The organism is Paracoccus aminovorans, from assembly GCF_001546115.1.
GTDB lineage: Bacteria > Pseudomonadota > Alphaproteobacteria > Rhodobacterales > Rhodobacteraceae > Paracoccus > Paracoccus aminovorans_B.
Map to the genome: position 1 here is coordinate 577,997 of NZ_KQ955208.1, position 23,235 is coordinate 601,231.

22 protein-coding genes are annotated in these 23,235 nt (G+C 69.2%); 19 read left to right on the forward strand and 3 right to left on the reverse strand.

Annotated elements, in window-relative coordinates; translation table 11 throughout:
• Nucleotides 1-141 precede the first annotated feature (141 nt).
• The 15 genes from gmd to mnhG all read left to right on the forward strand — a co-directional run bounded on the left by gmd (nucleotide 142) and on the right by mnhG (nucleotide 15,770).
• Nucleotides 142-1,266: a GDP-mannose 4,6-dehydratase gene (gmd, locus tag ASV56_RS02970; RefSeq protein WP_172823724.1), complete on the forward strand. Its 1,125-nt coding sequence runs from the start codon at nucleotides 142-144 to the stop codon at nucleotides 1,264-1,266.
• On the forward strand, nucleotides 1,267-2,190 hold the full coding sequence (locus tag ASV56_RS02975) for an NAD-dependent epimerase/dehydratase family protein (RefSeq protein WP_062560730.1): 924 nt from the start codon (nucleotides 1,267-1,269) through the stop codon (nucleotides 2,188-2,190).
• On the forward strand, nucleotides 2,187-3,356 hold the full coding sequence (locus ASV56_RS02980) for a DegT/DnrJ/EryC1/StrS family aminotransferase (protein WP_062560731.1): 1,170 nt from the start codon (nucleotides 2,187-2,189) through the stop codon (nucleotides 3,354-3,356). Before ASV56_RS02975 ends, ASV56_RS02980 begins: the two co-directional genes overlap by 4 nt.
• 21 nt (nucleotides 3,357-3,377) lie before the next feature.
• The gene (locus tag ASV56_RS02985) at nucleotides 3,378-4,529 is read left to right on the forward strand and encodes an SGNH/GDSL hydrolase family protein (RefSeq protein ID WP_062560732.1); all 1,152 of its coding nucleotides are present in this window, start codon (nucleotides 3,378-3,380) and stop codon (nucleotides 4,527-4,529) included.
• 66 nt (nucleotides 4,530-4,595) lie between these two features.
• Complete coding sequence (locus ASV56_RS02990; protein ID WP_062560733.1) at nucleotides 4,596-5,660, forward strand: glycosyltransferase family 61 protein; 1,065 nt, start codon at nucleotides 4,596-4,598, stop codon at nucleotides 5,658-5,660.
• Nucleotides 5,661-5,746: 86 nt separating this feature from the next.
• A complete protein-coding gene (locus ASV56_RS02995; RefSeq protein ID WP_062560734.1) occupies nucleotides 5,747-6,364 on the forward strand; it encodes a serine acetyltransferase in 618 nt (205 codons plus the stop codon).
• Nucleotides 6,357-7,943: an AMP-binding protein gene (locus tag ASV56_RS03000; RefSeq protein ID WP_062560735.1), complete on the forward strand. Its 1,587-nt coding sequence runs from the start codon at nucleotides 6,357-6,359 to the stop codon at nucleotides 7,941-7,943. Before ASV56_RS02995 ends, ASV56_RS03000 begins: the two co-directional genes overlap by 8 nt.
• A gap of 4 nt (nucleotides 7,944-7,947) precedes the next feature.
• A complete protein-coding gene (locus ASV56_RS03005) occupies nucleotides 7,948-8,181 on the forward strand; it encodes an acyl carrier protein (protein ID WP_062560736.1) in 234 nt (77 codons plus the stop codon).
• Nucleotides 8,165-9,409, forward strand: coding sequence for a type III PLP-dependent enzyme (locus ASV56_RS03010; RefSeq protein WP_062560737.1), 1,245 nt, complete (start codon nucleotides 8,165-8,167; stop codon nucleotides 9,407-9,409). Before ASV56_RS03005 ends, ASV56_RS03010 begins: the two co-directional genes overlap by 17 nt.
• A 135-nt stretch (nucleotides 9,410-9,544) precedes the next feature.
• On the forward strand, nucleotides 9,545-12,460 hold the full coding sequence (locus ASV56_RS03015) for a monovalent cation/H+ antiporter subunit A (RefSeq protein ID WP_062560738.1): 2,916 nt from the start codon (nucleotides 9,545-9,547) through the stop codon (nucleotides 12,458-12,460).
• Complete coding sequence (locus tag ASV56_RS03020; protein ID WP_017997979.1) at nucleotides 12,460-12,804, forward strand: Na+/H+ antiporter subunit C; 345 nt, start codon at nucleotides 12,460-12,462, stop codon at nucleotides 12,802-12,804. The genes ASV56_RS03015 and ASV56_RS03020 overlap by 1 nt, the downstream gene beginning before the upstream one ends.
• The gene (locus ASV56_RS03025) at nucleotides 12,801-14,534 is read left to right on the forward strand and encodes a monovalent cation/H+ antiporter subunit D (RefSeq protein WP_062560739.1); all 1,734 of its coding nucleotides are present in this window, start codon (nucleotides 12,801-12,803) and stop codon (nucleotides 14,532-14,534) included. Before ASV56_RS03020 ends, ASV56_RS03025 begins: the two co-directional genes overlap by 4 nt.
• Nucleotides 14,531-15,019 carry a Na+/H+ antiporter subunit E gene (locus tag ASV56_RS03030; RefSeq protein WP_062560740.1) on the forward strand — a complete coding sequence of 163 codons (489 nt, stop codon included), beginning with the start codon at nucleotides 14,531-14,533 and terminating at the stop codon, nucleotides 15,017-15,019. The genes ASV56_RS03025 and ASV56_RS03030 overlap by 4 nt, the downstream gene beginning before the upstream one ends.
• Nucleotides 15,016-15,297 carry a K+/H+ antiporter subunit F gene (locus ASV56_RS03035; protein ID WP_062560741.1) on the forward strand — a complete coding sequence of 94 codons (282 nt, stop codon included), beginning with the start codon at nucleotides 15,016-15,018 and terminating at the stop codon, nucleotides 15,295-15,297. Before ASV56_RS03030 ends, ASV56_RS03035 begins: the two co-directional genes overlap by 4 nt.
• Complete coding sequence (gene mnhG, locus ASV56_RS03040; protein WP_062560742.1) at nucleotides 15,294-15,770, forward strand: monovalent cation/H(+) antiporter subunit G; 477 nt, start codon at nucleotides 15,294-15,296, stop codon at nucleotides 15,768-15,770. The genes ASV56_RS03035 and mnhG overlap by 4 nt, the downstream gene beginning before the upstream one ends.
• On the opposite strand, the gene aroB is transcribed toward mnhG, so the two are convergent.
• Both aroB and ASV56_RS03050 read right to left on the reverse strand, forming a co-directional pair.
• On the reverse strand, nucleotides 15,755-16,861 hold the full coding sequence (aroB, locus tag ASV56_RS03045) for a 3-dehydroquinate synthase (protein WP_062560743.1): 1,107 nt from the start codon (nucleotides 16,859-16,861) through the stop codon (nucleotides 15,755-15,757). The genes mnhG and aroB overlap by 16 nt on opposite strands.
• Nucleotides 16,858-17,394, reverse strand: a complete 537-nt coding sequence (locus tag ASV56_RS03050) for a shikimate kinase (RefSeq protein WP_062560744.1) — start codon at nucleotides 17,392-17,394, stop codon at nucleotides 16,858-16,860. The genes aroB and ASV56_RS03050 overlap by 4 nt, the downstream gene beginning before the upstream one ends.
• A gap of 101 nt (nucleotides 17,395-17,495) precedes the next feature.
• Here ASV56_RS03050 and ASV56_RS03055 point away from each other — a divergent pair, with 101 nt between their 5' ends.
• Genes ASV56_RS03055 through ASV56_RS03070 form a run of 4 tightly spaced genes read left to right on the forward strand, consistent with a single transcriptional unit; the run spans nucleotide 17,496 to nucleotide 21,734 of the window.
• On the forward strand, nucleotides 17,496-17,768 hold the full coding sequence (locus ASV56_RS03055) for a hypothetical protein (protein ID WP_253879844.1): 273 nt from the start codon (nucleotides 17,496-17,498) through the stop codon (nucleotides 17,766-17,768).
• The gene (locus ASV56_RS03060) at nucleotides 17,755-19,374 is read left to right on the forward strand and encodes a hypothetical protein (protein ID WP_062560745.1); all 1,620 of its coding nucleotides are present in this window, start codon (nucleotides 17,755-17,757) and stop codon (nucleotides 19,372-19,374) included. The genes ASV56_RS03055 and ASV56_RS03060 overlap by 14 nt, the downstream gene beginning before the upstream one ends.
• 3 nt (nucleotides 19,375-19,377) lie before the next feature.
• Entirely contained in the window at nucleotides 19,378-20,355 is a 978-nt protein-coding gene (locus tag ASV56_RS03065) for a site-specific tyrosine recombinase XerD (RefSeq protein ID WP_062560746.1), read from the forward strand.
• On the forward strand, nucleotides 20,352-21,734 hold the full coding sequence (locus tag ASV56_RS03070; protein WP_253879846.1) for an HlyC/CorC family transporter: 1,383 nt from the start codon (nucleotides 20,352-20,354) through the stop codon (nucleotides 21,732-21,734). The genes ASV56_RS03065 and ASV56_RS03070 overlap by 4 nt, the downstream gene beginning before the upstream one ends.
• Here ASV56_RS03070 and ASV56_RS03075 read toward each other — a convergent pair.
• Nucleotides 21,728-23,221, reverse strand: coding sequence for a nucleobase:cation symporter-2 family protein (locus ASV56_RS03075; protein WP_062562212.1), 1,494 nt, complete (start codon nucleotides 23,219-23,221; stop codon nucleotides 21,728-21,730). The two genes, ASV56_RS03070 and ASV56_RS03075, sit on opposite strands and share 7 nt — an antisense overlap.
• Nucleotides 23,222-23,235: the final 14 nt, after the last annotated feature.

The following is a 23,235-nucleotide window of genomic DNA, read 5'->3' on the forward strand; positions in this document are numbered from 1 at the left end:
AAACGGTGAAAGCGGGCGCCGGGCAGAACGATCTTGGGCGCTGCCTGCGTCTTCTTTGCTCTGGAAAATACCCATGGGACAGCGAAACTGGCACGGTCGCATGGGTATTTGCAGAGCAAAGAAGCCGGGCCAGGAGGATGCATGGTGAAGAAGGCGCTCATCACCGGGGTCACCGGGCAGGACGGTTCCTATCTGGCCGAGTTCCTGCTGGAGCAGGGCTACGAGGTGCATGGCATCAAGCGCCGCGCCTCGTCCTTCAACACCCAGCGGGTCGATCACATCTTCCAGGACCCGCATGAGGCGGGCTCGCGCTTCTTCCTGCATTACGGCGACCTGACGGACAGCTCGAACCTGACCCGGATCATGGCCGAGGTGCGCCCGGACGAGGTCTATAACCTCGGCGCGCAATCGCATGTCGCGGTCAGCTTCGAGGCGCCGGAATATACCGCCGATGTGGACGGGCTGGGGGCGCTGCGCCTGCTGGAGGCAATCCGCTTCCTGGGGCTGGAGAAGGCGACGCGCTATTACCAGGCCTCGAGTTCCGAGCTTTACGGCCTGGTGCGCGAAAGCCCGCAGACCGAGCGCACGCCGTTTCATCCCCGCTCGCCCTATGCGGTGGCCAAGCTCTATGCCTATTGGATCGCGGTGAACTATCGCGAGGCCTATGGCATCTTCGCCTGCAACGGCATCCTGTTCAACCACGAGAGCCCGCGCCGGGGCGAGACCTTCGTCACCCGCAAGATCACCCGCGGCCTGGCGAATATCGCCCAGGGGCTGGAGAAATGCCTGTATATGGGCAATCTGGATGCCTTGCGCGACTGGGGCCATGCGCGGGACTATGTGCGCATGCAATGGCTGATGCTGCAATGCGACACGCCGGACGATTACGTCATTGCCACCGGCGAGCAGCACTCCGTGCGCCAGTTCCTGATCTGGGCGGCCGAGGAGCTGGGCGTGGCGCTGGAGTTCCGCGGCGCGGGCGTCGATGAAGTGGCGGTGGTCGCCTCGGTCACGGGCGAGCTGGCGCCGGCGCTGCGGGTCGGCGACGTGGTGATGCGGGTCGATCCGAAATATTTCCGCCCGGCCGAGGTGCAGAGCCTGCTCGGCGATGCCGCCAAGGCGCATCAGCGGCTGGGCTGGCGGCCCGAGACCGGGCTGCGCGCGATGATCGCCGAGATGGTCGCGGCCGACCTGCATGTCGCGCGCGGCCAGTCGCTGCTGGCGCGGCATGGCATGGCCGCGCCGGTCGCGCGCGAGGATCGCTGAATGGCCCGGCTGCTGGTCACAGGCGCGGGTGGCATGGTCGGGCGCAACCTGCTGGCGCATCCCGGCATCGCCGCCTGGCAGGTCATGGCGCCTGCGCGCGCCGAGCTGGATCTGTGCGACGCCGTGGCCACGCGCGACTGGCTGATGCGCCATCGTCCCGATGCCGTGGTCCATGCCGCGGGCCGCGTCGGCGGCATCCAGGCCAATATGGCCGAGCCGCTGCGTTTCCTCGACGAAAACGCCCGCATCGGCCTGAACCTGGTCGCCGCCTGCCGCGCGGCGCGGGTGCCGGTGCTGATCAACCTCGGCTCCAGCTGCGTCTATCCCAAGGACCTGGGCCGCGACTTGTCCGAGGCGCAGATCCTGACCGGCCCCCTGGAACCCACCAACGAAGGCTATGCCCTGGCCAAGATCATGGCCATGCGCGCCGTCGACTATGCCTGCCGCGAGGATCCGACCCTGCTGTGGCGCACGCTGGTGCCCTGCAACCTCTACGGCCCACATGACAGCTTCGACCCGGCGCGCTCGCATCTGCTGGCAGCGGTGATCCACAAGCTGCATCGCGCCCGCGTCGAGGGCGCGGCCGAGGTCGAGATCTGGGGCGACGGCGAGGCGCGGCGCGAATTCATGTATGCCCCCGACCTGGCCGAGGCGATCCTGCGCGCGCTGGCCGATCCGGGGCGGCTGCCGCCAGTGATGAATGTCGGTCCCGGCCAGGATCACAGCATCAACGACTATTATCGCATCGCCGCCGAGGTGATCGGCTGGCGCGGCCGCTTCCGCCACGACCTGACGCGCCCGGTGGGGATGCGGCAGAAGCTCATGTCGGTCGCGCGGCAAAGCGCATGGGGCTGGGCGCCCTCGACCCCGCTGCGCGACGGCATCGCCGCGACCTATGCCCATTACCGGGAGCATCACGCATGAGCCGTTTTCCCCTTGCCACCTCGAGCTGGGATCAGGCCGAGCGCGACGCGCTGCAACGGGTCATCGATTCGGACCGTTTCTCGATGGGCGCCGAGGTCGCGGCTTTCGAGGCGGAATTCGCCCGCTTCACCGGCAGCCGCCATGCGGTGATGGTGAACTCGGGCTCTTCGGCGAACCTGGCGATGGTGGCGGCGCTGCGCCATACGGCGAACCCGGACCTGCGGCTGATGCCCGGGGACGAGGTGATCGTGCCGGCCGTGTCCTGGTCCACGACCTTCTTCCCGCTGCACCAATACGGGCTGCACCTGAAATTCGTCGATATCGACCGCGATACGCTGAACTACGACCTCGCGGCGCTGGAAAGCGCGGTGACGGAGCGGACGCGGGCGATCATGGCGGTGAACCTCTTGGGCAACCCGAACGACTTCGACGCGATCCGCGCCATCATCGGCAGCCGCCGCATCGTGCTGATCGAGGACAATTGCGAATCGATGGGCGCGACATTCGCCGGCCGGCAGACAGGCACCTTCGGGGTGATGGGGACGTTCTCGACCTTCTTCTCGCATCATATCTCGACCATGGAGGGGGGGCTGGTCGTTACCGACGACGAGGAGCTTTACCATATCCTGCTGGCGTTGCGCGCGCATGGCTGGACCCGGAACCTGCCGAAATTCAATCGCTTGACCGGCGAGAAAAGCAACGATCCCTTCGAGGAAAGCTTCCGCTTCGTGCTGCCCGGCTACAACCTGCGCCCGCTGGAGATGTCGGGCGCGCTGGGGCGGGCGCAGCTGGCAAAGCTGCCGGGGCTGATCGCGGGACGGCGCCGGAATGGCGCGCTCTGGCAGCAGGCCATGGCGGATCATCCGCTGTTCCGCATCCAGGCCGAGACCGGTGCAAGCAGCTGGTTCGGCTTTTCGCTGGTGCTGCGGCCGGAAACCGGCCTGACCCGGCGCGCGGTGCTGGACCGGCTCGAGGCCCTGGGCTTCGAGACCCGGCCCATCGTCAGCGGCGATTTCACCCGCAACCCGGTGCTGGGGCTGATGGATCACAGCCTGCACGGGCCGATGACCCATGCCGCCGAGATCGACCTTAACGGTTTCTTCATCGGCAATCACCATTATGACATCAGCGAGGCGATCGGGATTCTGGCCGAATTCCGCGGCTGATCGCGCGACAAGGCGGGGCGGATGGGTGACAGGATACTGAAATGGATCGGCATTCTGGCGATCCTCGCGCTGGTGGGGCTGGCCGGATATTTCGCCTGGCCCCGGCCGCCGCATCCTCCGGTGCCGGTGCCCACGCTGGACATGGCGCAGGCGGGTTTTCAGGCCCGGCTGGTGCCGCCGCAGTCCGGCCTGGTGCCGCTGCCGGCCCAGGTGACCGGCCGCAGCGCGGCCGGCCCCGCGCCCGGCAGCCGGCGCCATGAATGGCCGGGTTTTCACGCCGCCGCCCGGTTCCATGGCAGCGCAGTCACGCTGCGCTTCGACGATGCGGTCAACCGCTGGCGCGTGACGCTGGACGGTCAGGCGATCCTGGTCTCACGCCCCGGCTGGCAGGATCTGCACATCACCGGGCTCGCGCCGGGCCCGCACCTGGTCCTGGCCGAGAAGATCAGCGAATCGCAGGCCCCGGCGGTGTTCGACGGCTTTTTCCTCGACGCCGGGGCCGAACCCCTGCCGGCGCCGCCGCCGCCCGCGCGGCTAATCGAGTTCATCGGCGATTCCGACACCCTGGGCCTGGCCGATACCGCCCTGCGCCGCGACTGCTCCGAGGAGCAGGTCTTTTCCGCGACCGACACCAGCCGCGCCTTCGGCGCGCAGGTGGCCCGGGCGCTGGGGACGGATTACCGCATCATCGCCCGCTCGGGCATCGGGCTTCTGCGCAATTACGGCGGGGCAAGACCCGGGCGCGAGATGCCGCAGATCTATCCGCTGGCCCTGCCCCGCGATCCGGCGGCGCCGACCCTGCCGCAGCGGTCCGCCGACATTCTGGTGATCGCGTTGGGCTCGAACGACTTCGGCTCGGATTTCGCCAAGGGCGAGCGTTGGGACAAGGCGACGCTCGCTGCCGATTTCGGCCCGGCGCTGGCGGATTTCGCCAGGGCACGCCTGGCCGAGAACCCGGGCGCCCGGCTGGTGCTGCTGGCCTTCGGCGAATACGGCCATGAGCTGACCGACGCCTACAGGACCGCCTCGGATCTGCTGGCCGCCGACGGGCTGGCTGCCGAGGTCGTGGTGCTGCGCGAGCCGCGCCGCAATGCCTGCCTGTGGCACCCCTCGCAGGCCGATCACGATGCCATCGCGAAGGTCCTGTCCCAGGTACTGAAGACCCCGGACTAGGGAACTGTGCTCTTGCGCCCAGGGCCGCACGACAGAATAGTGGAACTCCAACCGCAGCGATCCGCCATGCATTCCCTCAGACCGCTTCACAACCGCCTGCGCCGCCTTGCCGGTCAGGCCCGCCCGCAGTTCTACGACCTTGCCGTAGAACGCTGGGAGGTCTCGCCCGCCGAGGAGGTCGAGATCGCGCCCGGCATCTGGCTGCCCGACCAGGTCGAGCAGATCGCCCAGACCGAATTCGGCGCGCTGCCGGACATCCTGGCCCAGATGCGGGGCGATCCGGCCGAGCCGACGCCACCGACCATGGGCTATCGCTTTCGCGACGTGGATTTCGTCGATGGCGTGCTGCATGCGCGCGGCGGCCAGATGCACCTGCGCAAGCAGAGCCGCCGCGGGATCGGCTATCCGCGCCCGCGCCAGGCGATCTCGGGCGCGCTTTACGAAAGCTGGATCGGCAACCGCTGGTTCGGCAACTGGCTGCTGAACGACTGCCTCGCCTATCGCCTGGCCGAGCAGGCGGGCGATCCCGTGACCTCGGCCCCGGTGCGCGGCGGCCATATCCGGCGCTATGAGGAGCTGCTGGGCATGACGCCCGGGCGCATCGGCGACGTGCATTTCGACGAGCTGGTGCTGTTCGACGACCTGCACAACAATCGCGGCCGGCAGGGCCGCGCGCAAGAGAATCGCGCGCGCCTGCTGGCGGGGCGCAAGCCCGAGCCCTTGCCCGGCGTCTTCATCTTTCGCGGTGCCAGCGGCGACGCCCGCCTGCTGGAAAACGAGGCCGAGATCGCCGAGCGGCTCGAGGTCGAATACGGCTTCCGCACCCTCTACGTCGACCGCCATGATGCCGACCAGATGGTCGAGGCGGCGGGCGCCGCGCAGCTGGTGGTGGGCGTCGAGGGCAGCCAGCTTGCCCATGGCGTCATCGCCATGCCGCCCGGTGGCACGGTGCTGACGCTGCAACCGGCGGACCGGGTCACCACCTCGCTGAAGCTGCTGACCGACTGCTGGCGGCAGCGTTATGCCATGGTCGTGGGCGCGGGCACCGCCGGCGGCTATCGCGTGGAATGGGACCAGCTGCGCCGGACCCTGGACCTGATCGCGGATCAGAATCCGAAAAACTCGTCCTAAACGGCAGGTTGAGTTTCGGGCCGCAGGTCGGAATATGGGGCCAGACCGCATTTTCCCGCTGATTTCATTCGCAAGTAGATGGTGTGATGTTCAAGACCCTCCGGGAAGATTATCGCAGACACGGCAGTTCGCTGGCCGAGCCCGCCTTCGTCTCTCTGGCGATCTATCGCTATGGTCGCTGGGCGATCGGGCTGCGGAACCCGGCGCTGCGCTGGCTTGCGACCAAGCCCTATGCGCTGATGAAGCTGCTGATTCTGAACGTCACCAAGGTCTGGATCCCGCCGCAGGTCCGCATCGGCGCGGATTTCCACATCATCCATGCCGAGGGCTCGCTGTCGATCCACCCCGACGTGGTGATCGGCGACCGCTGCGGGGTGATGCACAATGTCACCATCGGCACCAATATGCGCCCCGGCGCGCCGGTCATCGGCGACGACGTCTTCATCGGCGTGAACTCCTGCGTGCTGGGGCCGATCCGCATCGGCGACCGGGTGCGCATCGGCGCGAATACCGCTGTCACCACCAACGTGCCCCCGGATTCGGTGGTGATCGGCTCTCCGGCCAAGATCTATCCCAGCCTGCCGATCTTTGCCGCGGACCGGCCGGCGAAACGCGCGACGGCTGCGAAGGGCAAGGCGCCGCAGGACACGACGCAGCAAGGCACGGCGCGGACCGCCGAGAAAAGGGCAACCGGGAATGACTGACGACTTCGACCGCGCCATGTGGGCCATGCTGGCCGACAACCTGCCCCTGCGCGCCGGCAAGACCGCTGCCATCGACCAGGCCCGCAGCGTCACCTACGCCGAGTTGGCGGCCGAGGCCGGGCGTATCGCCGACTGGCTGCGCGGCCGCGGCATCCGGCCCGGCGACCGGGTGATCGTGCATCTGCGCAAGGGCATCGACGAGGTCGCGGCCATGTTCGGCGCCTGGAAGGCCGGCGCGGTGGTGGTGAACGTCAACATCCGCTGGACGCCGGCGCAGCTGGCCTATGTCGCCCGCGACTGCCGGGCGCGCGCGGTGATCGGGCCGCGCAATGCGCTGGCCGGGCTCGCGGGCGAACACGCCCTGCCGCCCGACACCGCCTTTCTTGTTCAGGGCAAGGCCGAGGGTCTTGTCCAGGGCGCGGACCCGTGGTCGGCCTTGCCGGCCGACAGCGGCTCCGCGCCCGACGAATCCGACCCGCTGGGGCTGGCGATGATCATCTATACCTCGGGCTCGACCGGCGCGCCCAAGGGGGTGATGCTGTCGCACCGCAATATCCGGGTCGGCGCCATCTCGGTGGCCGAATATCTGGGGCTGGATCAGACGGACCGGCTGCTTTCGGTGCTGCCCTACAGTTTCGACGCCGGGCTGAACCAGCTGACCACCATGCTGCTTCTGGGCGGCACCGTGGTCCACCAGCCGCTGACCATGCCGGCCGAGATCATGCGCATGGCCAAGGCCGAGGGCGTGACCGGCATCGCCGGCGTGCCGCCGCTGTGGAACCAGATCGTGCGCCTGCTGGTCGAGAACCCGGTCGAACTGCCGGCGCTGAAGCGCATCACCAATACCGGCGGCAAGATCCCCCCGAACATCCTGGAACTGCTGCCCCAGGTGTTCCCGGGCGTCGACATCTACCTGATGTATGGGCTGACCGAGGCCTTCCGCTCGACCTACCTGCCGCCGGCGAAATTCGCGGCCAAGATGGGCTCGATCGGCCAGCAAATCCCGAACGCGCAGGTCTTCGCCGTCAAGCGCGGCGAGGGGATCGCCGGCCCCGGCGAACAGGGCGAACTGGTCCATGCCGGCCCGCTGGTCAGCATGGGCTATTGGGAAAAGCCCGAGGTGACGGCCGAAAAGATCCGTCCCTGCCCCGAGCTCGCGCATCTGATCGGCGACGCGCCGGTGGTCTGGTCGGGCGATCTGGTGCGCGTCGATCAGGACGGCGACCTGTGGTTCGTCAGCCGCATGGACGAGATGATCAAGACGCTGGGCTTCCGCCTGTCGCCGACCGAGGTCGAGGATGCGATCTCGCAAAGCGGGCTGGTGTCAGACGTGGTCGCCTGGGGCGTCGAGGATGCCGAGCTGGGCCAGGCGGTGCATGTCGCCGTGACCTATCTGCCGCAGGGCGACGAAGGCCAGCTTTCCGCGCATTGCGCCCGCGCCATGCCGCATTACATGCGTCCGCAGCGTCTGCATGCCTGGGACGGTGCCATGCCGCGCACCGCCAGCGGCAAGCTGGACCGCCCCGCCATCATCTCGGCCGCCAAGGCAGCCGCCGCGCAAGACCTACAGAAGGCATGACAGCATGAGTCTGACCAAGGACGCCCTGATCTCCTATATCCAGCGCGAGCTGAACATCGACGAACCCATCGACGGCGAGACCGAGCTGTTCTCGACCGGGATGCTGGATTCGGTCTCGATGGTCGGGCTGATCGCCTTTGTCGAGGGGCAGACCGGCGCCCATGTCCAGCCCGGCGACGTGACGCTGGACAATTTCGACACCATCGACGCGATCCTGGCCTATGCCGACAGCCTTTGAGGCGCAGGCGCTGGACCGGCAGCTGGCCGAGGCGGCGGACCGCTTCGGCACGCCGGCCTATGTCTATTCCACCGACACGGCCGAGGCGCGGCTGGCGCATCTGCGCGCCCATTTCGGCCGCTGGTTCGCCGTCAGCTTCGCGGTGAAAAGCAACCCGAACCCAAGCCTGCTGGGCTGGATGCGCGACCGGCTGGACACGCTGGACATCTCCTCGGGCGGCGAGTTCGAGCTGGCCCGGCAGGCCGGCTGGGAACCGGCGCGCATCAGCTTCACCGGCCCCGCCAAGCGCGAGGCCGAGCTGCGCGCCGCCATCGCCGGGGGCCTGGGCGAGCTGGTGCTGGAAAGCCTGGGCGAGGCGGAACTGGCCGATGCCATCGCCGCCGAGCTGGGCGTGGTGCAGCCGGTGCTGGTGCGGCTGGCGCCGGCACGGGTGCCCAAGGGCTTCGGCGACCAAATGGCCGGCCGCCCCAGCCCCTTCGGCATCGACGTCGAGGAGGCGGCCGAGACCCTGCCCCGCATCGCCGCCCTGCCGAACCTGCGGCTGATCGGGCTGCACATCTATTCCGGCACGCAATGCCTGAAGCCCGAGGCGATCTGCGAGAACTGGCGCATCTTCATGCAGGTCTTTGCCGAGACCTGCGCCGCGCTGGACCTGACGCCCGAGAAGCTGATCTTCGGCTCGGGCCTGGGCATTCCCTATCATCCCGGCGACAACGCGCTGAACCTGGCCGCCATCGCGGCCGACATCGGACCCGAGCTCGATGCCTTCGCCGCGCGCTTCCCGCGCACCCGGCTGGTGCTGGAGCTGGGCCGCTACCTCGTCGGGCCGGCGGGCTGGTTCGTGACCCGGGTGATCGCGGTCAAGCAGTCGCGCGGCAGCCGAATCGCCATTTGCGACGGCGGGCTCAACGCCAACCTGGCGGCCTCGGGCAATTTCGGCATGGTGCTGCGGCGCAATTACGTCATGCACCGCGTCGGCGGCGACGAAAACGGCGCCCGCCCCGAGGAGAAGCAGGATATTTCCGGCCCGCTCTGCACCTCGATCGACAAGCTCGGCGGCGGCGTCCTGCTGCCGCGGCTGGAACCGGGCGACCTGCTCGCGATCCATGCCTGCGGCGCCTATGGCCCGACGGCGAGCCCGCTTTATTTCATCAGCCACCCGTTGCCGGTCGAACTGCTGCTGACCGGGGGCCAGGTGCAGGACGTGACGCGGATCCGCGGCGCCTGACGCCCGGCCGCCTCGCGCGCGATAAAAATTGCATGAACCTGCGGATTCGGGGCGTTTTTCCCGACCGGGTCAGTTGTGTTTTCCCGGGTCCGGCGGCTATGATCGGCTGCAACCCCGAACCCGATAAGGACGCCGATGGTCGAACAGAACCTGTTGCTCTTGCTTGTTCTGACGCCCTTCGTGTCGGCCGCCCTGGCGGCCACCCTGCCCATCGGCGCCCGCAATGCCGAGGCCTGGCTCGCCGGGCTGACCATGCTGCTGGCCCTGGCCATCCTGGCGGTGCTCTACCCCGCCGTGACCGAGGGCGGGGTCATCACCGGCACCTTCCGCTGGGTCAGCTCGGTCGGGCTGGACCTGACCTTCCGCATCGACGGGTTTTCCTGGCTTTTCATGGTGCTGGTGGCCGGGATCGGCTTCCTGGTCATCCTTTACGCGCGCTATTACATGGGGCCGGACGACCCGGTGCCGCGGCTTTATTCCTGCCTCTTGGCCTTTGCCGGCGCCATGTCCGGCCTGCTGCTGTCCGGGAATATTATCATGCTGGTGGTGTTCTGGGAGCTGACCAGCCTGATCTCCTTCCTGCTGATCGGCTATTGGTTCCAGCGCCAGGACGCGCGGGACGGGGCGCGGCTGTCGCTGATCGTCACCGCCTCGGGCGGGCTCTGCCTGATGGTGGCGATGATCCTGATCGGCCAGATCGCCGGCAGCTACGACCTCGACAAGGTGCTGGCGGCGGGGCCGCAGATTACCGCGCACCGGCTTTATCCGGTGCTGCTGCTGCTGTTCGTGCTGGGCGCCTTCACCAAATCGGCGCAGTTCCCGTTCCATTTCTGGCTGCCGAACGCCATGGCGGCGCCGACGCCGGTGTCGTCCTACCTGCATTCCGCGACCATGGTGAAGGCCGGTGTCTTCGTGCTCCTGCGCTTCCACCCGGCGCTGGGGGGGACGAGCGAGTGGTTCCAACTGGTGACCGGCATCGGCTTGGCGACGTTGCTCTTGGGCGCGGTGGTCGCGCTGTTCCGCCATGACCTGAAGGGCCTGCTGGCCTATTCCACCATCAGCCACCTGGGCCTCATCACCGCGCTGGCCGGCATCGGCAGCCCCTTCGCGCTGATCGCGGCGGTGTTCCACATCGTGAACCATGCGGTCTTCAAGGCCTCGCTGTTCATGGCCGCCGGCATCATCGACCACGAGACCGGCACCCGCGACATGCGCCGCCTGTCGGGCCTGGCGCGCGCCATGCCGGTCACGGCGGCGCTGGCGATCATCGCCTCGGCCTCGATGGCCGGCGTGCCGCTGATGAACGGCTTCCTGTCCAAGGAGATGTTCTTCGAGGCGACCTATGTCTGGAACAACGGCAGCCCGCTCGACAACCTGGCGCCCTATGTCGCCGTGCTGGCCGGGGCGTTCAGCGCCGCCTATTCGCTGCGCTTCATCGTCACCGTCTTCTTCGGTCCCAAGGCCGAGGACCTGCCGCAGGAACCGCATGAGCCGCCGCTTCTGATGCGGCTGCCGGTCGCGGTGCTGGTGGCGAGCTGCCTGGCCATCGGCATCTTTCCCCAACAGGTGCTCGGCCCCTGGCTCGAGACCGCCAGCATTGCCGTCGTCGGCCCCGAACTGCCGCATTTCAGCCTGAAGATCTGGCATGGCGTCACCCCTGCCCTGGTCATGAGCCTGATCGCCATGTCGCTGGGCGCGCTGCTCTACCTGCTGCCGCGCCGGCTGATCGATACCGGCGAGGAAGGCCCGCGCTGGATGCGGGCGCTGGATTTCGCCCGCGGCTTCGACTGGCTGCTGCAATTCGGCACCATCCGCGCGCCGCGCCTGCTGGTGCGGGTGCTGTCGGCGAACGGGTTGCAGGCGCAGCTGCGCGCCATGGTCCTGCTGGCCCTGGCCGGGGCCTGGTTCGCGGTCGGTCCGCTGGACTGGAACGTGCCCCTGCCCGGCATCGGCGCCAGCGAGCTGGTCTTCGCGCTGTTGTGGCTGGTCGGCGGCGCCTGCGCGCTGGGGGCGGGCTGGCAGGCCAAGTATCACCGCTTCGCCGCGCTGATCCTGATGGGCGGCGCCGGGCTGGTGACCTGCGCCACCTTCGTCTGGCTTTCGGCCCCCGACCTGGCCGTGACCCAGCTGCTGGTCGAGATCGCGACCACCGCGCTCTTGCTGTTGGGCCTGCGCTGGCTGCCCAAGCGCGACGAGGAGATCACCGGAGACAACAATTTCTCGGCCCGCTCGCGGCGCTTTCGCGACCTCTTGATCGCGGTCGCCTGCGGCACCGGCATGACGGCGCTGGCGCTGGCCGTGCTGCTGACGCGGCCCGGCGCCTCGGTCGGCGACTGGTTCCTGCGCAACGCCTATGTCGAGGGCGGCGGCACCAATGTCGTGAACGTCATCCTGGTCGATTTCCGCGCCTTCGACACCTTCGGCGAGATCACCGTGCTGGCCGTGGTCGGGCTGACGGTCTATGCGCTGCTGCGCCGCTTCCGCCCGGCGCCGGAAAGCGTCGAGCGGCCGCGCCCGCAGCTCGATGCCGAGGAACAGGCTCTGGAAGCCTATCTCTTCGTGCCCGGCTTGCTGATGCAATGGATGTTTGCGCCGATCATCGCGCTTTCGGCCTATCTTTTCGTGCGCGGCCATGACCTGCCGGGCGGCGGTTTCGCGGCCGGGGTCACGCTGGCGATCGGGCTGCTGCTGCAATATGTCGCCGCCAATGTGCGCTGGGTCGAGGCGCGGCTGACCGTGCTGCCGGTGCGCTGGATGGGCACCGGCCTGGTGATCGCCATGGCGGTCGGCGCCGGCGCCTGGGTCTTCGGCTATCCCTTCCTCAGCGCGCATGCGCAATACATCGACGTGCCGGTGATCGGAAAGGTGCCCTTCTCGACGGCGATGCTGTTCGATCTCGGGGTGTTCTCGCTGGTCGTGGGTGCCATCGTGCTGATGCTGATCGCCATCGCCCACCAGTCGCTGCGCGTCGCGCCGCGCGCCCGCCCGGTCGAGACATCCGAATCCGCCCCCGAAATGCCCTCCGAAATGCCTGCCGAGGAGACCGCCTGATGGAGCTGATCCTTGCCCTTGCCATCGGCGTTCTGGTCGGCTCCGGGGTCTGGCTGCTGCTGCGCCCGCGCTCGTATCAGGTGATCGTCGGGCTGTGTCTGCTGGCCTATGGCGTCAACCTGTTCATCTTCGCCATGGGCCGGCTCTATGTCGGCGCGGCGCCGATCATGCCCAAGGGCGGTTTCGTCGATCCGACCGCCTATGCCGACCCGCTGCCGCAATCGCTGGTGCTGACCGCCATCGTCATCAGCTTCGCCACCACGGCGCTGTTCCTGGTGGTGATGATCGCCGCGCGCGGCGTCAGCGGCACCGACCATGTCGACGGGCGGGAGCGCAAGTCATGAACCCCGAGACGATGAGCCCCGACCACCTGATGGTGGCGCCGATCCTGGTCCCGCTGCTGGCCGGCGCGATCATGCTGTTCTACAACGACCGCAACCGCCAGACCAAGCTGCTGATAGGGCTGGTGGCGGTGGGCCTGACCTTCCTCGCCTCCGTCGAGCTGATGGCGGACGTGAAATCCGCCAGCGACCACGCCGGCACCGTGGTCGGGCTTTACCGCCTGGGCGACTGGCCGGTGCCCATCGGCATCGTGCTGGTGCTGGACCGGCTTTCGGCGATGATGGTGATGCTGACCGCGCTGCTGGCCGGGCCGTCGCTGATCTATGCCGCCGCCGGCTGGCACGGCAAGGGCCAGCATTACCACAGCATGTTCCAGTTCCTGCTGGCTGGGGTGAACGGCGCCTTCCTGACCGGGGACCTGTTCAACCTTTTCGTCTTCTTCGAGGTCATGCTGGCGGCAAGCTATGGGTTGATGCTGCACGGCTCGGGCCCCGAGCGCATCAAGGCCGGGCTGCATTACATCGCGGTAAACCTGGCGGCCTCGCTGTTCTTCCTGATCGGGGTGGCGCTGGTCTATGGCACCACCGGCACGCTGAACATGGCCGACATCGGCCGCGCGCTCTATTGGCTGGACGATGCGCAGCGGATGCTGTTCCACACCGCCGCCGCCTTCCTGGGCTTGGCCTTCCTGATCAAGGCCGCGGCTTGGCCCCTGTGCTTCTGGCTGCCGCCGACCTATGGCGCGGCCTCGCCGCCGGCGGCGGCGATCATGGCGATCATGACCAAGGTCGGGATCTATGTCATCCTGCGGCTGTCGCTGCTGGTGCTGGGCCCCGATTCCGGGCCCTCGGCCGGGTTCGGCGCGCCGGTGCTGATGATCGGCGGGCTTCTGACCATGGCTTTCGGCATGATCGGCATCCTCGGCACGCCCGAGCTGGTGCGCAAGGGCGGCTATATCGCGATCATTTCCTCGGGGACGGTGCTCTCGGCGGTGGGCTTTGCCCAGGCCGGCGGCGGGGCCTTGATGCTGGGCGGCGCGCTTTACTACCTGGTGGGCTCGACCGCCGCGATCTCGGCCTTCTTCCTGATCGCCGAGCCGGTCAGCCGCGGCGACGAGGGCGGCGACGACAACGCCAGGTTCGAAGACGACGCCGACCCGCTCAGCGAACGCTGGGCGCCGATGGGCCTCGACACGGTCGAGGACATGAGCGCCCCGGCCAGCACCCGCACGGTCAGCTGGCTGACCATGGCGGTGTGCTTCGCGCTGGTCGCGGCGATGATCGCCGGCCTGCCGCCGCTGCCGGGCTTCATCGGCAAGTTCGCCATCCTGCAAGGCGCGATCCGCGACAACCTGAATGCCTCGGGCGTGCTGCCGGTGATCCTGTGGATCTATGCCGCCATGCTGATCCTGTCCGGCCTGGGCGCGCTGATCGCGCTGATGCGCTTCGGCATCCGCCGCTTCTGGGCGGAAGGCGGGCCGACGCCGCGCATCCTGGCGCTGGAGGTGGTGCCGGTGGTCATGCTGCTGGTGATGATCGGCTTGCAGACCGTGCGCGCCGACGCGGTGATGAACTATACCCGCGCCACCGCCATGGCGCTGCTCGAGCCCGGCGTCTATCGCAAGGCGGTGCTGGCCGGGGCGCAGGACGTGCGCGCCGCGCCGGCGCAGAACAGCGCCCCCGACCCGACCGTCGCCGATACGCCCGAGCCGCAGGCGGAGGTCCGGCAATGACCCGCGCCGTCCCGCATCCCGTGCTCTCGGCCGTGCTGGTGCTGATGTGGCTGCTGCTGACCAGCTTTTCGCTGGGCAACCTGGCTCTGGGCACGGTGATCGCGCTGACCGCCGGCTGGGCGGTCGAGCACCTGCATCCGCCCCGGCCCAAGTTCCGGCGCTGGTCGGCGATCCCGCTGCTGATGGGGATCGTGGCCCGGGACATCCTGCGCTCGAACATCGCCGTGGCGCGGGTCCTGCTGCTGGGGCCGAACCACCCGGCCTATCACTCGGGCTTCGTCGAGCTGCAGCTGCGGCTGCGCGACCCGAACGCCATCGCGGTGCTGGCGATCATCCTGACCGCGACCCCGGGCACCGCCTGGATCGAGTTCGAGCAGGAGGACGGCCGCCTGCTGCTGCATGTCCTCGACCTGCGCAGCGAGGACGACTGGCAGACCCTGATCCGCGACCGCTACGAATCCCTGCTGATGGAGATTTTCGAATGAGCTCCGAAATCCTCCGCTTCGCGCTGGGCTATGCCCAGATCGCGCTGATCCTCGCCCTGGCGCTGGCCTGCTGGCGCATGCTGCGCGGGCCGCGCGCCCAGGACCGGGTGCTGGCGCTGGATACGATGTACATGAACGCCATGCTGCTGTTCCTGGTCATCGGCATGGTCAACGGCAATGTCTTCTTCTTCGAGGGCGCGCTGGTCATCGCGGTGCTGGGCTTCGTCGCCACGGTCTGCGCCGCCAAGTTCCTGATGCGCGGCGAGGTGATCGAATGAGGCACCTGGAACAGCTGCCGCCCTGGGCCGCGGTCGTGATCGCGCTGCTGGTCGTCACCGGCGCCTCGCTGACGGTGCTGGGCGGGCTGGGGCTGGTGCGGCTGAAAAGCTTCTACCAGCGGCTGCACGCGCCGACGCTGGGCTACAGCTATGGCACGCTGCTGATCGTGCTGGCCTCGATGCTGATGTTCACCCTGCTGGAAGGCCGGGTCGTGGTGCATGAGGTGATGATCGGCATCTTCATCATGGCGACGACGCCCATCACGCTTTTGATGCTGGGCCGGGCGGCGCTGCGCCGCGACCGCGACGCCAAGCTCGGCCATGACGAGGCGGTGCCGCCCCGCATCCCGCGCGAGGACCGCCCGGCCGAGCCGCGCGGCCAGACCGGCCATGGCGAGGGGCTGGAGGATGCCGGCCTGCTGCCCGACGCCGAGCGCGAGGAGCGCGAGCGCGCGGATCAGGCCCGCGACTGAGCCAGCACCGCGCGCAGCGCCTCGGGCGGCACGGCGTCGGTGACGAAGGCCTGGCCGATGCCGCGCGCCAGCACGAAGCGCAGCCGGCCGTCCTGCACCTTCTTGTCCTGGCCCATCAGCCCGATCAGCGCCTCGTCATCCGGCAGATCGCCTGGAATGTCGGCGATGCGCGAGGGCAGGCCCATGGCGGCCAGATGCGCCGCGACGCGCGAGGGCGCCTCCTGGCTGCACAGGCCCAGCCGCGCCGACAGCTCGAAGGCCAGCGCGCAGCCGATCGCCACCCCCTCGCCATGCAGCAGCCGGTCGGAATAGCCGGTCGCCGATTCCAGCGCATGGCCGAAGGTATGGCCCAGGTTCAGAAGCGCCCGCTCGCCCTGCTCGGTCTCGTCGCGCTGGACGATGCCGGCCTTCATGGCGACGGAATGGCGCACGGCATGCTGGCGCAGGCCCGCGTCGCTGGCCAGCCCCGCCGCATTGGCCTCGAGCCATTCGAAGAAATCCTCGTCGCCCAGCAGGCCGTATTTCGCCACCTCGCCGTAGCCGGCGCGGAAATCGCGCGGGCTCAGCGTGGTCAGCACGTCGATGTCGGCCAGCACCAGCGCCGGCTGGTGAAAGGCCCCGATCAGGTTCTTGCCATGCGGGCTATTGATGCCGGTCTTGCCGCCGACCGAGCTGTCGACCTGCGCCAGCAGCGTCGTCGGGATCTGCACGAAGCGCACGCCCCGGCGCAGGATCGCGGCGGCAAAGCCGGCAAGATCGCCGATGACGCCGCCGCCAAGCGCGATCACCAGGTCCTTGCGCTCGATCCGGCGCGCCAGCAGCCATTCCACCGCATCGCCCAGCCGCGACCAGCTTTTCGTGGCCTCGCCCGCCGGCAGCGCCAGCGCCGGCGCCTCGATGCCGGCGCGGGCCAGCGACTCCTGCAAGCCGGCCAGATGGCGCGCGGCCACCGTCTCGTCGGTCAGGATGGCGACGCGGCGCTGCCCGGCCAAGGCCGTGATCTCGGCGCCGGCGCGGTCCAGCAGGCCCTGGCCGATGCGCACGTCATAGGAACGCGCGCCCAAGTCGACGCGCACGGTTTCGATGCTCATTGTCCCTCCAGAATGCCGGGATCATGCGCCCGGATCGCGTCCAGGGCGCGGGTGGCAGTCTCCTCGATGCTGTCGCCGCGCCGGGCGGGGACGCGGATGTCGGCCAGCGCATAGACCGGCCCGCGCTCGGCCAGCAGCCGCTCCAGCGTGCCGCGCGGGTCGGCGGTCTGCAGCAGGGGCCGCGTGGGCCGGTGCCGGACCCGGTGCCACAGCGTGTCAAGGTCGCAGTCCAGCCAGACCGAGACGCCATGCGCGCCGATGCGCTCGCGGTTCTCGACCCGCATCCAGGCGCCGCCGCCGGTCGAGACGATGCTGTTGCCGGTCGCCAGCACCCGGCCCAGCACCTCGGATTCGCGGGCGCGGAAGAAATCCTCGCCGTCGCGGGCAAAGATCTCGGGGATGGTCATGGCGGCGGCGCGCTCGATCTCGGCATCGGTATCCGCGAACGGCCGGCGCAAGCGGCGCGCAAGCTCGCCCCCGATGGCGGTCTTGCCCGCCCCCATCATCCCGATCAGCACGATATTCCGCCGCATCACCCCCACCGGATTCCCTCATTCGCAACGGCTGTGACTGATGGCGTGATCTTTCGGGAAATGCCATATATATTTCGCGCGAACCGGCGTGAGACCGGCATATGATCGAGGCGGAAAGGGCATTTTTCATGCGAGTTTTGAAATTGGTGGTGATTCTGGTGATCCTGATTCTGGCAGGACTGGCCGGCTACGCCTATTTCGGCGACATGACCTCGGACCCGCGCGAGATGCGCACGCCGGTCGAGCTGGACCTGGGTGCGCCGGTGCCGGCGCTGCCGGCGGAAACCGCCGCCGGGACCGCCCCCGCGACCGCCCCTGCCGCGACGGCAACCGCGACCGCGGGCACGGATGCGGGACAAGATGACCTCGACTGAGCGCCGCCTTGCCTTGGCGCTGGCGCTGCTGGCCGGGCTGGCCCTGCCCGCCGCCGCCAAGCCGCCGCTTTCGGCCAGCGACTGGCTGTCGGGCAGCGTGCAGCAGCCCGACAACATCTCGTCCTGGCGCCCCGGCGACCCGCGCCCGCCCGAGCTGAAACGCAAGACCAAACGCGACATCGCCGCCAGCGGCGGCTTCGAGCCGGTCGGCGTCACCCGGCTGGGCGAAGGCAATCCCGACGGCAAGGGCACCGTCTCGCCCCGCGCCGCCGGCCTGCCGGCGGGCCTGTGGGGCACCAGCGATTCGGCGGTGCTGATCCGGCTGATCCGCGCCTCGAACCCGCGCCTGCCGGCCATGCGGCGGCTCGAACGGCGGCTGCTGGCGGCCCAGTTGCGCGCGCCAAGCGCCGAAGCCGGGCAAGAGGGCGGGCTGTTCCTGGCCCGGGTCGACAAGCTACTGGACATGGGCGCGACCGGCGCCGCCAAGGAGCTGCTCAAGACCGCCGGCCCGGGCGATCCCGAACGCTTTCGCCGGCTCTTCGACATCGCCCTGCTGTCCGGCGACGAGGCCCAGGCCTGCGAGACCATGGACCGCACCCCGGGCGTCGCGCCCAGCTTCCCGGCGCGGATCTTCTGCCTGGCGCTCGGCGGCGACTGGACCGCCGCCGCGCTGGTCTTCCACGGCGCCGAGGCGCTGGGGCGGATCGACCCGCAGATGGCGGCGCTGCTCGCGCGTTACCTGGACGACAGCTATGCCGACAGCACCGACGAGCTGCCGCCGCCGCAGGTGGTGACGCCCCTGGACCTGCGCCTGCACGAGGCGATCGGCCAGCCGCTGCCCTCGTCGGCGCTGCCGCTGGCCTTTGCGCTGGCGGATCTGGACCAGAACGGCGGCTGGAAGGCGCGGCTGGACGCGGCCGAGCGGCTGGCGCGGGCCGGCGCCATCCCGGCCTCGCAGCTGCGCACGATCTACCTGGAACAGAAGCCCGCCGCCTCGGGCGGGGTCTGGGACCGGGCGGCGGCGGTGCAGAATCTGGCGCAGGCGCTGGCCGTGCGCGACACCAGTGCGACCGCCGCCGCGCTGCCGCCGGCCTTCGACGCCATGGCCGCGGCCGGGCTTGGCCCGGCGCTGGCCGAGATGGTCGGGGCCGAGACCGCGGCCATGGGCCTTGACGGTGCGCCGGGCCGCAGCGCGCTGTGGCTGGCGCTGCAGGCCGGCCAGCCGCAGGTCATGACCGATCCGCCCGCCGACGCGACCGAATTCGACGCCTGGCTCCTGCGCTTTGCCGGGGGCGAGCCAGAAAGCGCCCCCCCCGCCGGCGAGGGCGAGGACCGCGCGGCGGTGCTGTTCCCGGCCTTCCTGGGTCCCTCGGAAAAGGACGTGCCGCAAGAGGCGGCGCAGCTGATCCTGGCCGACAAGCGCGGCGAGGCGCTGCTGGCCGCCATCGCCGACACCGACGCCGGGCTTGACGGCGACCTGCCGCGCGCGGCGCGCGGGCTTCGGGTCTTGCGGGTGCTGGGCCAGCAGGACATCGCCCGGCAGGCCATGGTGGAACTGGTGCTGGCGCCGGTCATCCTGCCCGCGCCGGGCGGCGGGACGCCCTGAGCCATGGCGCAGGCGGGCCAGGGCTTGGGCGATCAGGGCCGGATCTCGGCCTTTCTGGACGCGCAATCGGCCGAAGCGGGGGCGGCGCGGAACACGCTCTTGGCCTATGGCCGCGACCTCAAGGACTTCGCCGACTGGCTTGCCGCGCGCGGGCTGACGCTGCTGACCGTGCCGCGCGAGGGGATCGAGGACTACCTGTCCTTTTGCGACGCGCAGGGCTTATCGCGGGCCACGCGGGCGCGGCGGCTGTCCTCGATCCGGCAGATCATGCGTTTCGCGCTGGAGGAGGACTGGCGCGAGGACGACCCGGCCGGCCGCATCAGCGGCCCGGGCCGGACGCAGCGCCTGCCCAAGGTCCTGGACCGCGCCGAGGTGCAGGCGATGTTCGACGCCCTGCCGCGCCTGGGCCGCAACGACACCGAACGCGCCCGCAACCTGGCGCTGATCGAACTGGTCTATGCCACCGGCATGCGCGTCAGCGAGCTGGTCGCGCTACCGGTCGGCGCCTGCCGGGGCGACCCGGCGCTGCTGCTGATCCGCGGCAAGGGCGGCAAGGAGCGCATGGTGCCGCTGAGCAATCCGGCCCGGGCGGCGCTGGCGGCCTGGCTGCATCTGCGCGACAATGCGCCCGAGGACAGCGCCCTGGGCCGGCTGGTCGCCGGCAAGGGCGCGCGCTGGCTGTTCCCCGCCGCCTCGCGTGAGGGGCATATGACCCGGCAGGCGATGAACGGCTTTTTGGGCCAGCTGGCGCTGGCGGCGGGGATCGATCCGGCCCGCGTCTCGCCGCACGTGCTGCGCCATGCCTTCGCCACCCATCTGCTGGAGGGCGGCGCCGATCTGCGCGCCATCCAGACCCTGCTCGGCCATGCCGACCTAGGCACGACCGAGATCTATACCCATGTGCTGGACAGCCGCATGCGCGACCTGGTGCTGAAGCATCACCCGCTGGCGCGCGGCCGCCGGAACGGAAAGGAACCATGACCGCATCGGCCGCCGCCACGACCGCCGCCACCGCAGCCGCAGCCTCGCCGCCCCCGGTCGGTGCGGGCGGACTGGACCTGACCTTCTGGCTGACCGGCGCGGCGATCCTGGTGCTGCTGGCGCTGTCGGCGTTCTTTTCCGGCTCCGAGACCGCGCTGACCGCCTCGAGCCGCGCCAAGCTGCGCTCCCGCGCCGACAAGGGCGACGCCGGGGCGCAGGGCGCGCTGCAGGTGACCGAGGACAGCGAGCGGCTGATCGGTTCGATCCTGCTGGGCAACAATGTCGTCAACATCCTGTCGGCCAGCCTTGCGACGGCGCTGTTCACCCGGCTGCTGGGCTCCAGCGGCGTGGCGGCGGCGACGGTGGTGATGACCGTCCTGGTGCTGATCTTTTCCGAGGTGCTGCCCAAGACCTATGCCATCCTGGCGCCCGAGGACCTGGCCAGCCGCGTCGCGCGGCCGATTTCGGTCTTCACCCGGCTGATGACGCCGGTCGTCGCGGTGGTCCGGCTGGTGGTGCGCGGCATCCTGGCGGTTTTCGGGCTGCGCGCCGACCAGTCGGGGCATGTCTTCTCGGTGCATGAGGAAATCGCCGGGGCGCTTGCCATCGCGCAATCCAGCGGCACGGTGCAGAAAGAGGACCGCGACCGGCTGCTGGGGGCGCTGGACCTGGCCGAACGCGCGGTCGACGAGATCATGCTGCACCGCTCGAACATCCAGATGATCGACGCGCGGCTGCCGCCCGATGCGGTGCTGGACCTGGTGCTGAAAAGCCCGCACACCCGGCTGCCGGTGTTTCTCGACGAGCGCGAGAACGTGGTCGGCGTCATCCATGCCAAGGACCTGCTGCGCGGCGTGCGCCGGGCCCTGCAGGAACGCGGCCCCGAGGCGCTGCGCGACTTCGACGTGATGACCATCGCCATGCCGCCCTATTTCGTCCCCGACACCACGACGCTGGACGAGCAGATGCGCGAATTCCTGAAGCGGCGCACGCATTTTGCGCTGGTCGTCGACGAATACGGCAGCCTGCGCGGTCTGATCACGCTCGAGGACATCCTCGAGGAGATCGTGGGCGAGATCACCGACGAGCATGACACCGATGCCCTGGCCACGCTGGTGCGCGATGCGCGCGGCGACTACCTGGTCGAGGGCGCCATGACCATCCGCGACCTGAACCGGGCGCTGGACTGGTCGCTGCCCGACGACGAGGCCAATACCGTCGCCGGCCTGGTGATTCACATGGCCCAGTCGATCCCGACGCCGGGCCAGGTATTCTCCTTTCACGGCTGCCGCTTCGAGGTCGTGGCCCGGCGCGAGAACCGGATCACCCGGCTACGCATCCGCCCCTTGGGCGAGCCGCCCGGCCCCGCCGATCAGTGATCGGCCATGCTGGCGGCGCGCTTGGCCTCCTCGACGCTGCCGGCGCCGGTGCCGTTGAAAAAGGCGTTTAGCAAAACGGCGGCGATGGTGGCCAGCAAGATGCCCGATTCGATCAGCGGATGGATGGCATGCGGCATCCATTGCTTGAAATCGGGCGCGATCAGCGGGATCATCCCGAAGCCCAGCGAGACCGCGACCACGAAAAGGTTGTTGCGGTTGCCGGCGAAATCCACCGTCGACAGGATGCGGATGCCGGTCGCGGCGACCATGCCGAACATCACCAGCCCGGCCCCGCCCAGGACCGCCGTCGGCAGCGATTCGACCGCCGCGCCCATCTTCGGCACCAGCCCGAACAGGATCAGGATCACGCCGCCGGTGACGCAGATGAAGCGGCTCTTGATGCCGGTGACGCCCACGAGCCCGACGTTCTGGCTGAACGAGGTATAGGGGAAGGTGTTGAAGATGCCGCCGATCAGCGTCCCCAGGCCATCGGTGCGCAGCCCGGCCGACAGCCGGCGCGGCGTGACCTCGCGCCCGGTCATCTCGCCCAGGGCCAGGAACATGCCGGTCGATTCGATCATCACCACGATCATCACCAGCACCATGGTCAGGATCAGCACCGGATCGAAGATCGGCGCCCCGAAGTGGAAGGGGGTGACGATGCCGAACCAATGCGCCTCGGCCACCTTCTCGAAGGTCATCTGGCCCAGGACGATGGTCAGCACCGCGCCGATCAGCATGCCCAGCAGCACCGCGATATTGGCGACGAAGCCGCGGCCGAAGCGCGCGATCAGCAGGATCGCCAGCAGCACCACGCCGGAAATCGCGATGTTCACCGGCCGGGCGTAAAGCGGGTTCTGCACGCTCGCCGCCGGGGCGAAGCCCTCGGGCAGGGCCGGGACGACGCCGGTGCCGGCCAGGTCCTTCAGCTGGTTCAGCCAGCCGGCCGCCACCGGATCGACCACCTTGGGCGCGGTGGGCCCGACTGGATTGCCGAAGATCCAGTTGATCCCGACCCGCATCAGCGTGACGCCGATGACCAGGATGATGGTGCCGGTGACCAGCGGCGGAAAGAATTTCAGCATCCGCCCGATCAGCGGCGCGATCAGCATGGCGATGATGCCGGCGCCGATGATGGCGCCGAAGATCATCCGCGCCCCGTCCGGCCCGGGATAGGCATTGGCCATGGCGATCATCGGCCCGACCGAGGCGAAGGTCACCCCCATCATCACCGGCAGCTGGATGCCGAACCAGCGCGTGACGCCGAGGCTCTGGATGATCGTCGCCACGCCGCAGCAGAACAGGTCGGCCGAGATCAGGAAGGCCACGTCCTCGGGCGAGAGCTTCAGCGCCCGGCCGACGATCAGCGGCACCGCGACCGCGCCGGCATACATGACCAGCACGTGCTGCAACCCCAGCGTGGTCATGCGCAGGGGCGGCAGGATCTCATCGACCGGGTCGACGGCCGATCTTGCGGGGCTTGCCATGGTCATCTCCCTCA

Bases quoted from the DNA above. Each gene is read 5' to 3' on its own strand.
- gmd (WP_172823724.1), top strand. From the start codon at position 142: ATGGTGAAGAAGGCGCTCATCACCGGGGTCACCGGGCAGGACGGTTCC.
- ASV56_RS02975 (WP_062560730.1), top strand. From the start codon at position 1,267: ATGGCCCGGCTGCTGGTCACAGGCGCGGGTGGCATGGTCGGGCGCAAC.
- ASV56_RS02980 (WP_062560731.1), top strand. From the start codon at position 2,187: ATGAGCCGTTTTCCCCTTGCCACCTCGAGCTGGGATCAGGCCGAGCGC.
- ASV56_RS02985 (WP_062560732.1), top strand. From the start codon at position 3,378: ATGGGTGACAGGATACTGAAATGGATCGGCATTCTGGCGATCCTCGCG.
- ASV56_RS02990 (WP_062560733.1), top strand. From the start codon at position 4,596: ATGCATTCCCTCAGACCGCTTCACAACCGCCTGCGCCGCCTTGCCGGT.
- ASV56_RS02995 (WP_062560734.1), top strand. From the start codon at position 5,747: ATGTTCAAGACCCTCCGGGAAGATTATCGCAGACACGGCAGTTCGCTG.
- ASV56_RS03000 (WP_062560735.1), top strand. From the start codon at position 6,357: ATGACTGACGACTTCGACCGCGCCATGTGGGCCATGCTGGCCGACAAC.
- ASV56_RS03005 (WP_062560736.1), top strand. From the start codon at position 7,948: ATGAGTCTGACCAAGGACGCCCTGATCTCCTATATCCAGCGCGAGCTG.
- ASV56_RS03010 (WP_062560737.1), top strand. From the start codon at position 8,165: ATGCCGACAGCCTTTGAGGCGCAGGCGCTGGACCGGCAGCTGGCCGAG.
- ASV56_RS03015 (WP_062560738.1), top strand. From the start codon at position 9,545: ATGGTCGAACAGAACCTGTTGCTCTTGCTTGTTCTGACGCCCTTCGTG.
- ASV56_RS03020 (WP_017997979.1), top strand. From the start codon at position 12,460: ATGGAGCTGATCCTTGCCCTTGCCATCGGCGTTCTGGTCGGCTCCGGG.
- ASV56_RS03025 (WP_062560739.1), top strand. From the start codon at position 12,801: ATGAACCCCGAGACGATGAGCCCCGACCACCTGATGGTGGCGCCGATC.
- ASV56_RS03030 (WP_062560740.1), top strand. From the start codon at position 14,531: ATGACCCGCGCCGTCCCGCATCCCGTGCTCTCGGCCGTGCTGGTGCTG.
- ASV56_RS03035 (WP_062560741.1), top strand. From the start codon at position 15,016: ATGAGCTCCGAAATCCTCCGCTTCGCGCTGGGCTATGCCCAGATCGCG.
- mnhG (WP_062560742.1), top strand. From the start codon at position 15,294: ATGAGGCACCTGGAACAGCTGCCGCCCTGGGCCGCGGTCGTGATCGCG.
- aroB (WP_062560743.1), bottom strand. From the start codon at position 16,861: ATGAGCATCGAAACCGTGCGCGTCGACTTGGGCGCGCGTTCCTATGAC.
- ASV56_RS03050 (WP_062560744.1), bottom strand. From the start codon at position 17,394: ATGCGGCGGAATATCGTGCTGATCGGGATGATGGGGGCGGGCAAGACC.
- ASV56_RS03055 (WP_253879844.1), top strand. From the start codon at position 17,496: ATGATCGAGGCGGAAAGGGCATTTTTCATGCGAGTTTTGAAATTGGTG.
- ASV56_RS03060 (WP_062560745.1), top strand. From the start codon at position 17,755: ATGACCTCGACTGAGCGCCGCCTTGCCTTGGCGCTGGCGCTGCTGGCC.
- ASV56_RS03065 (WP_062560746.1), top strand. From the start codon at position 19,378: ATGGCGCAGGCGGGCCAGGGCTTGGGCGATCAGGGCCGGATCTCGGCC.
- ASV56_RS03070 (WP_253879846.1), top strand. From the start codon at position 20,352: ATGACCGCATCGGCCGCCGCCACGACCGCCGCCACCGCAGCCGCAGCC.
- ASV56_RS03075 (WP_062562212.1), bottom strand. From the start codon at position 23,221: ATGGCAAGCCCCGCAAGATCGGCCGTCGACCCGGTCGATGAGATCCTG.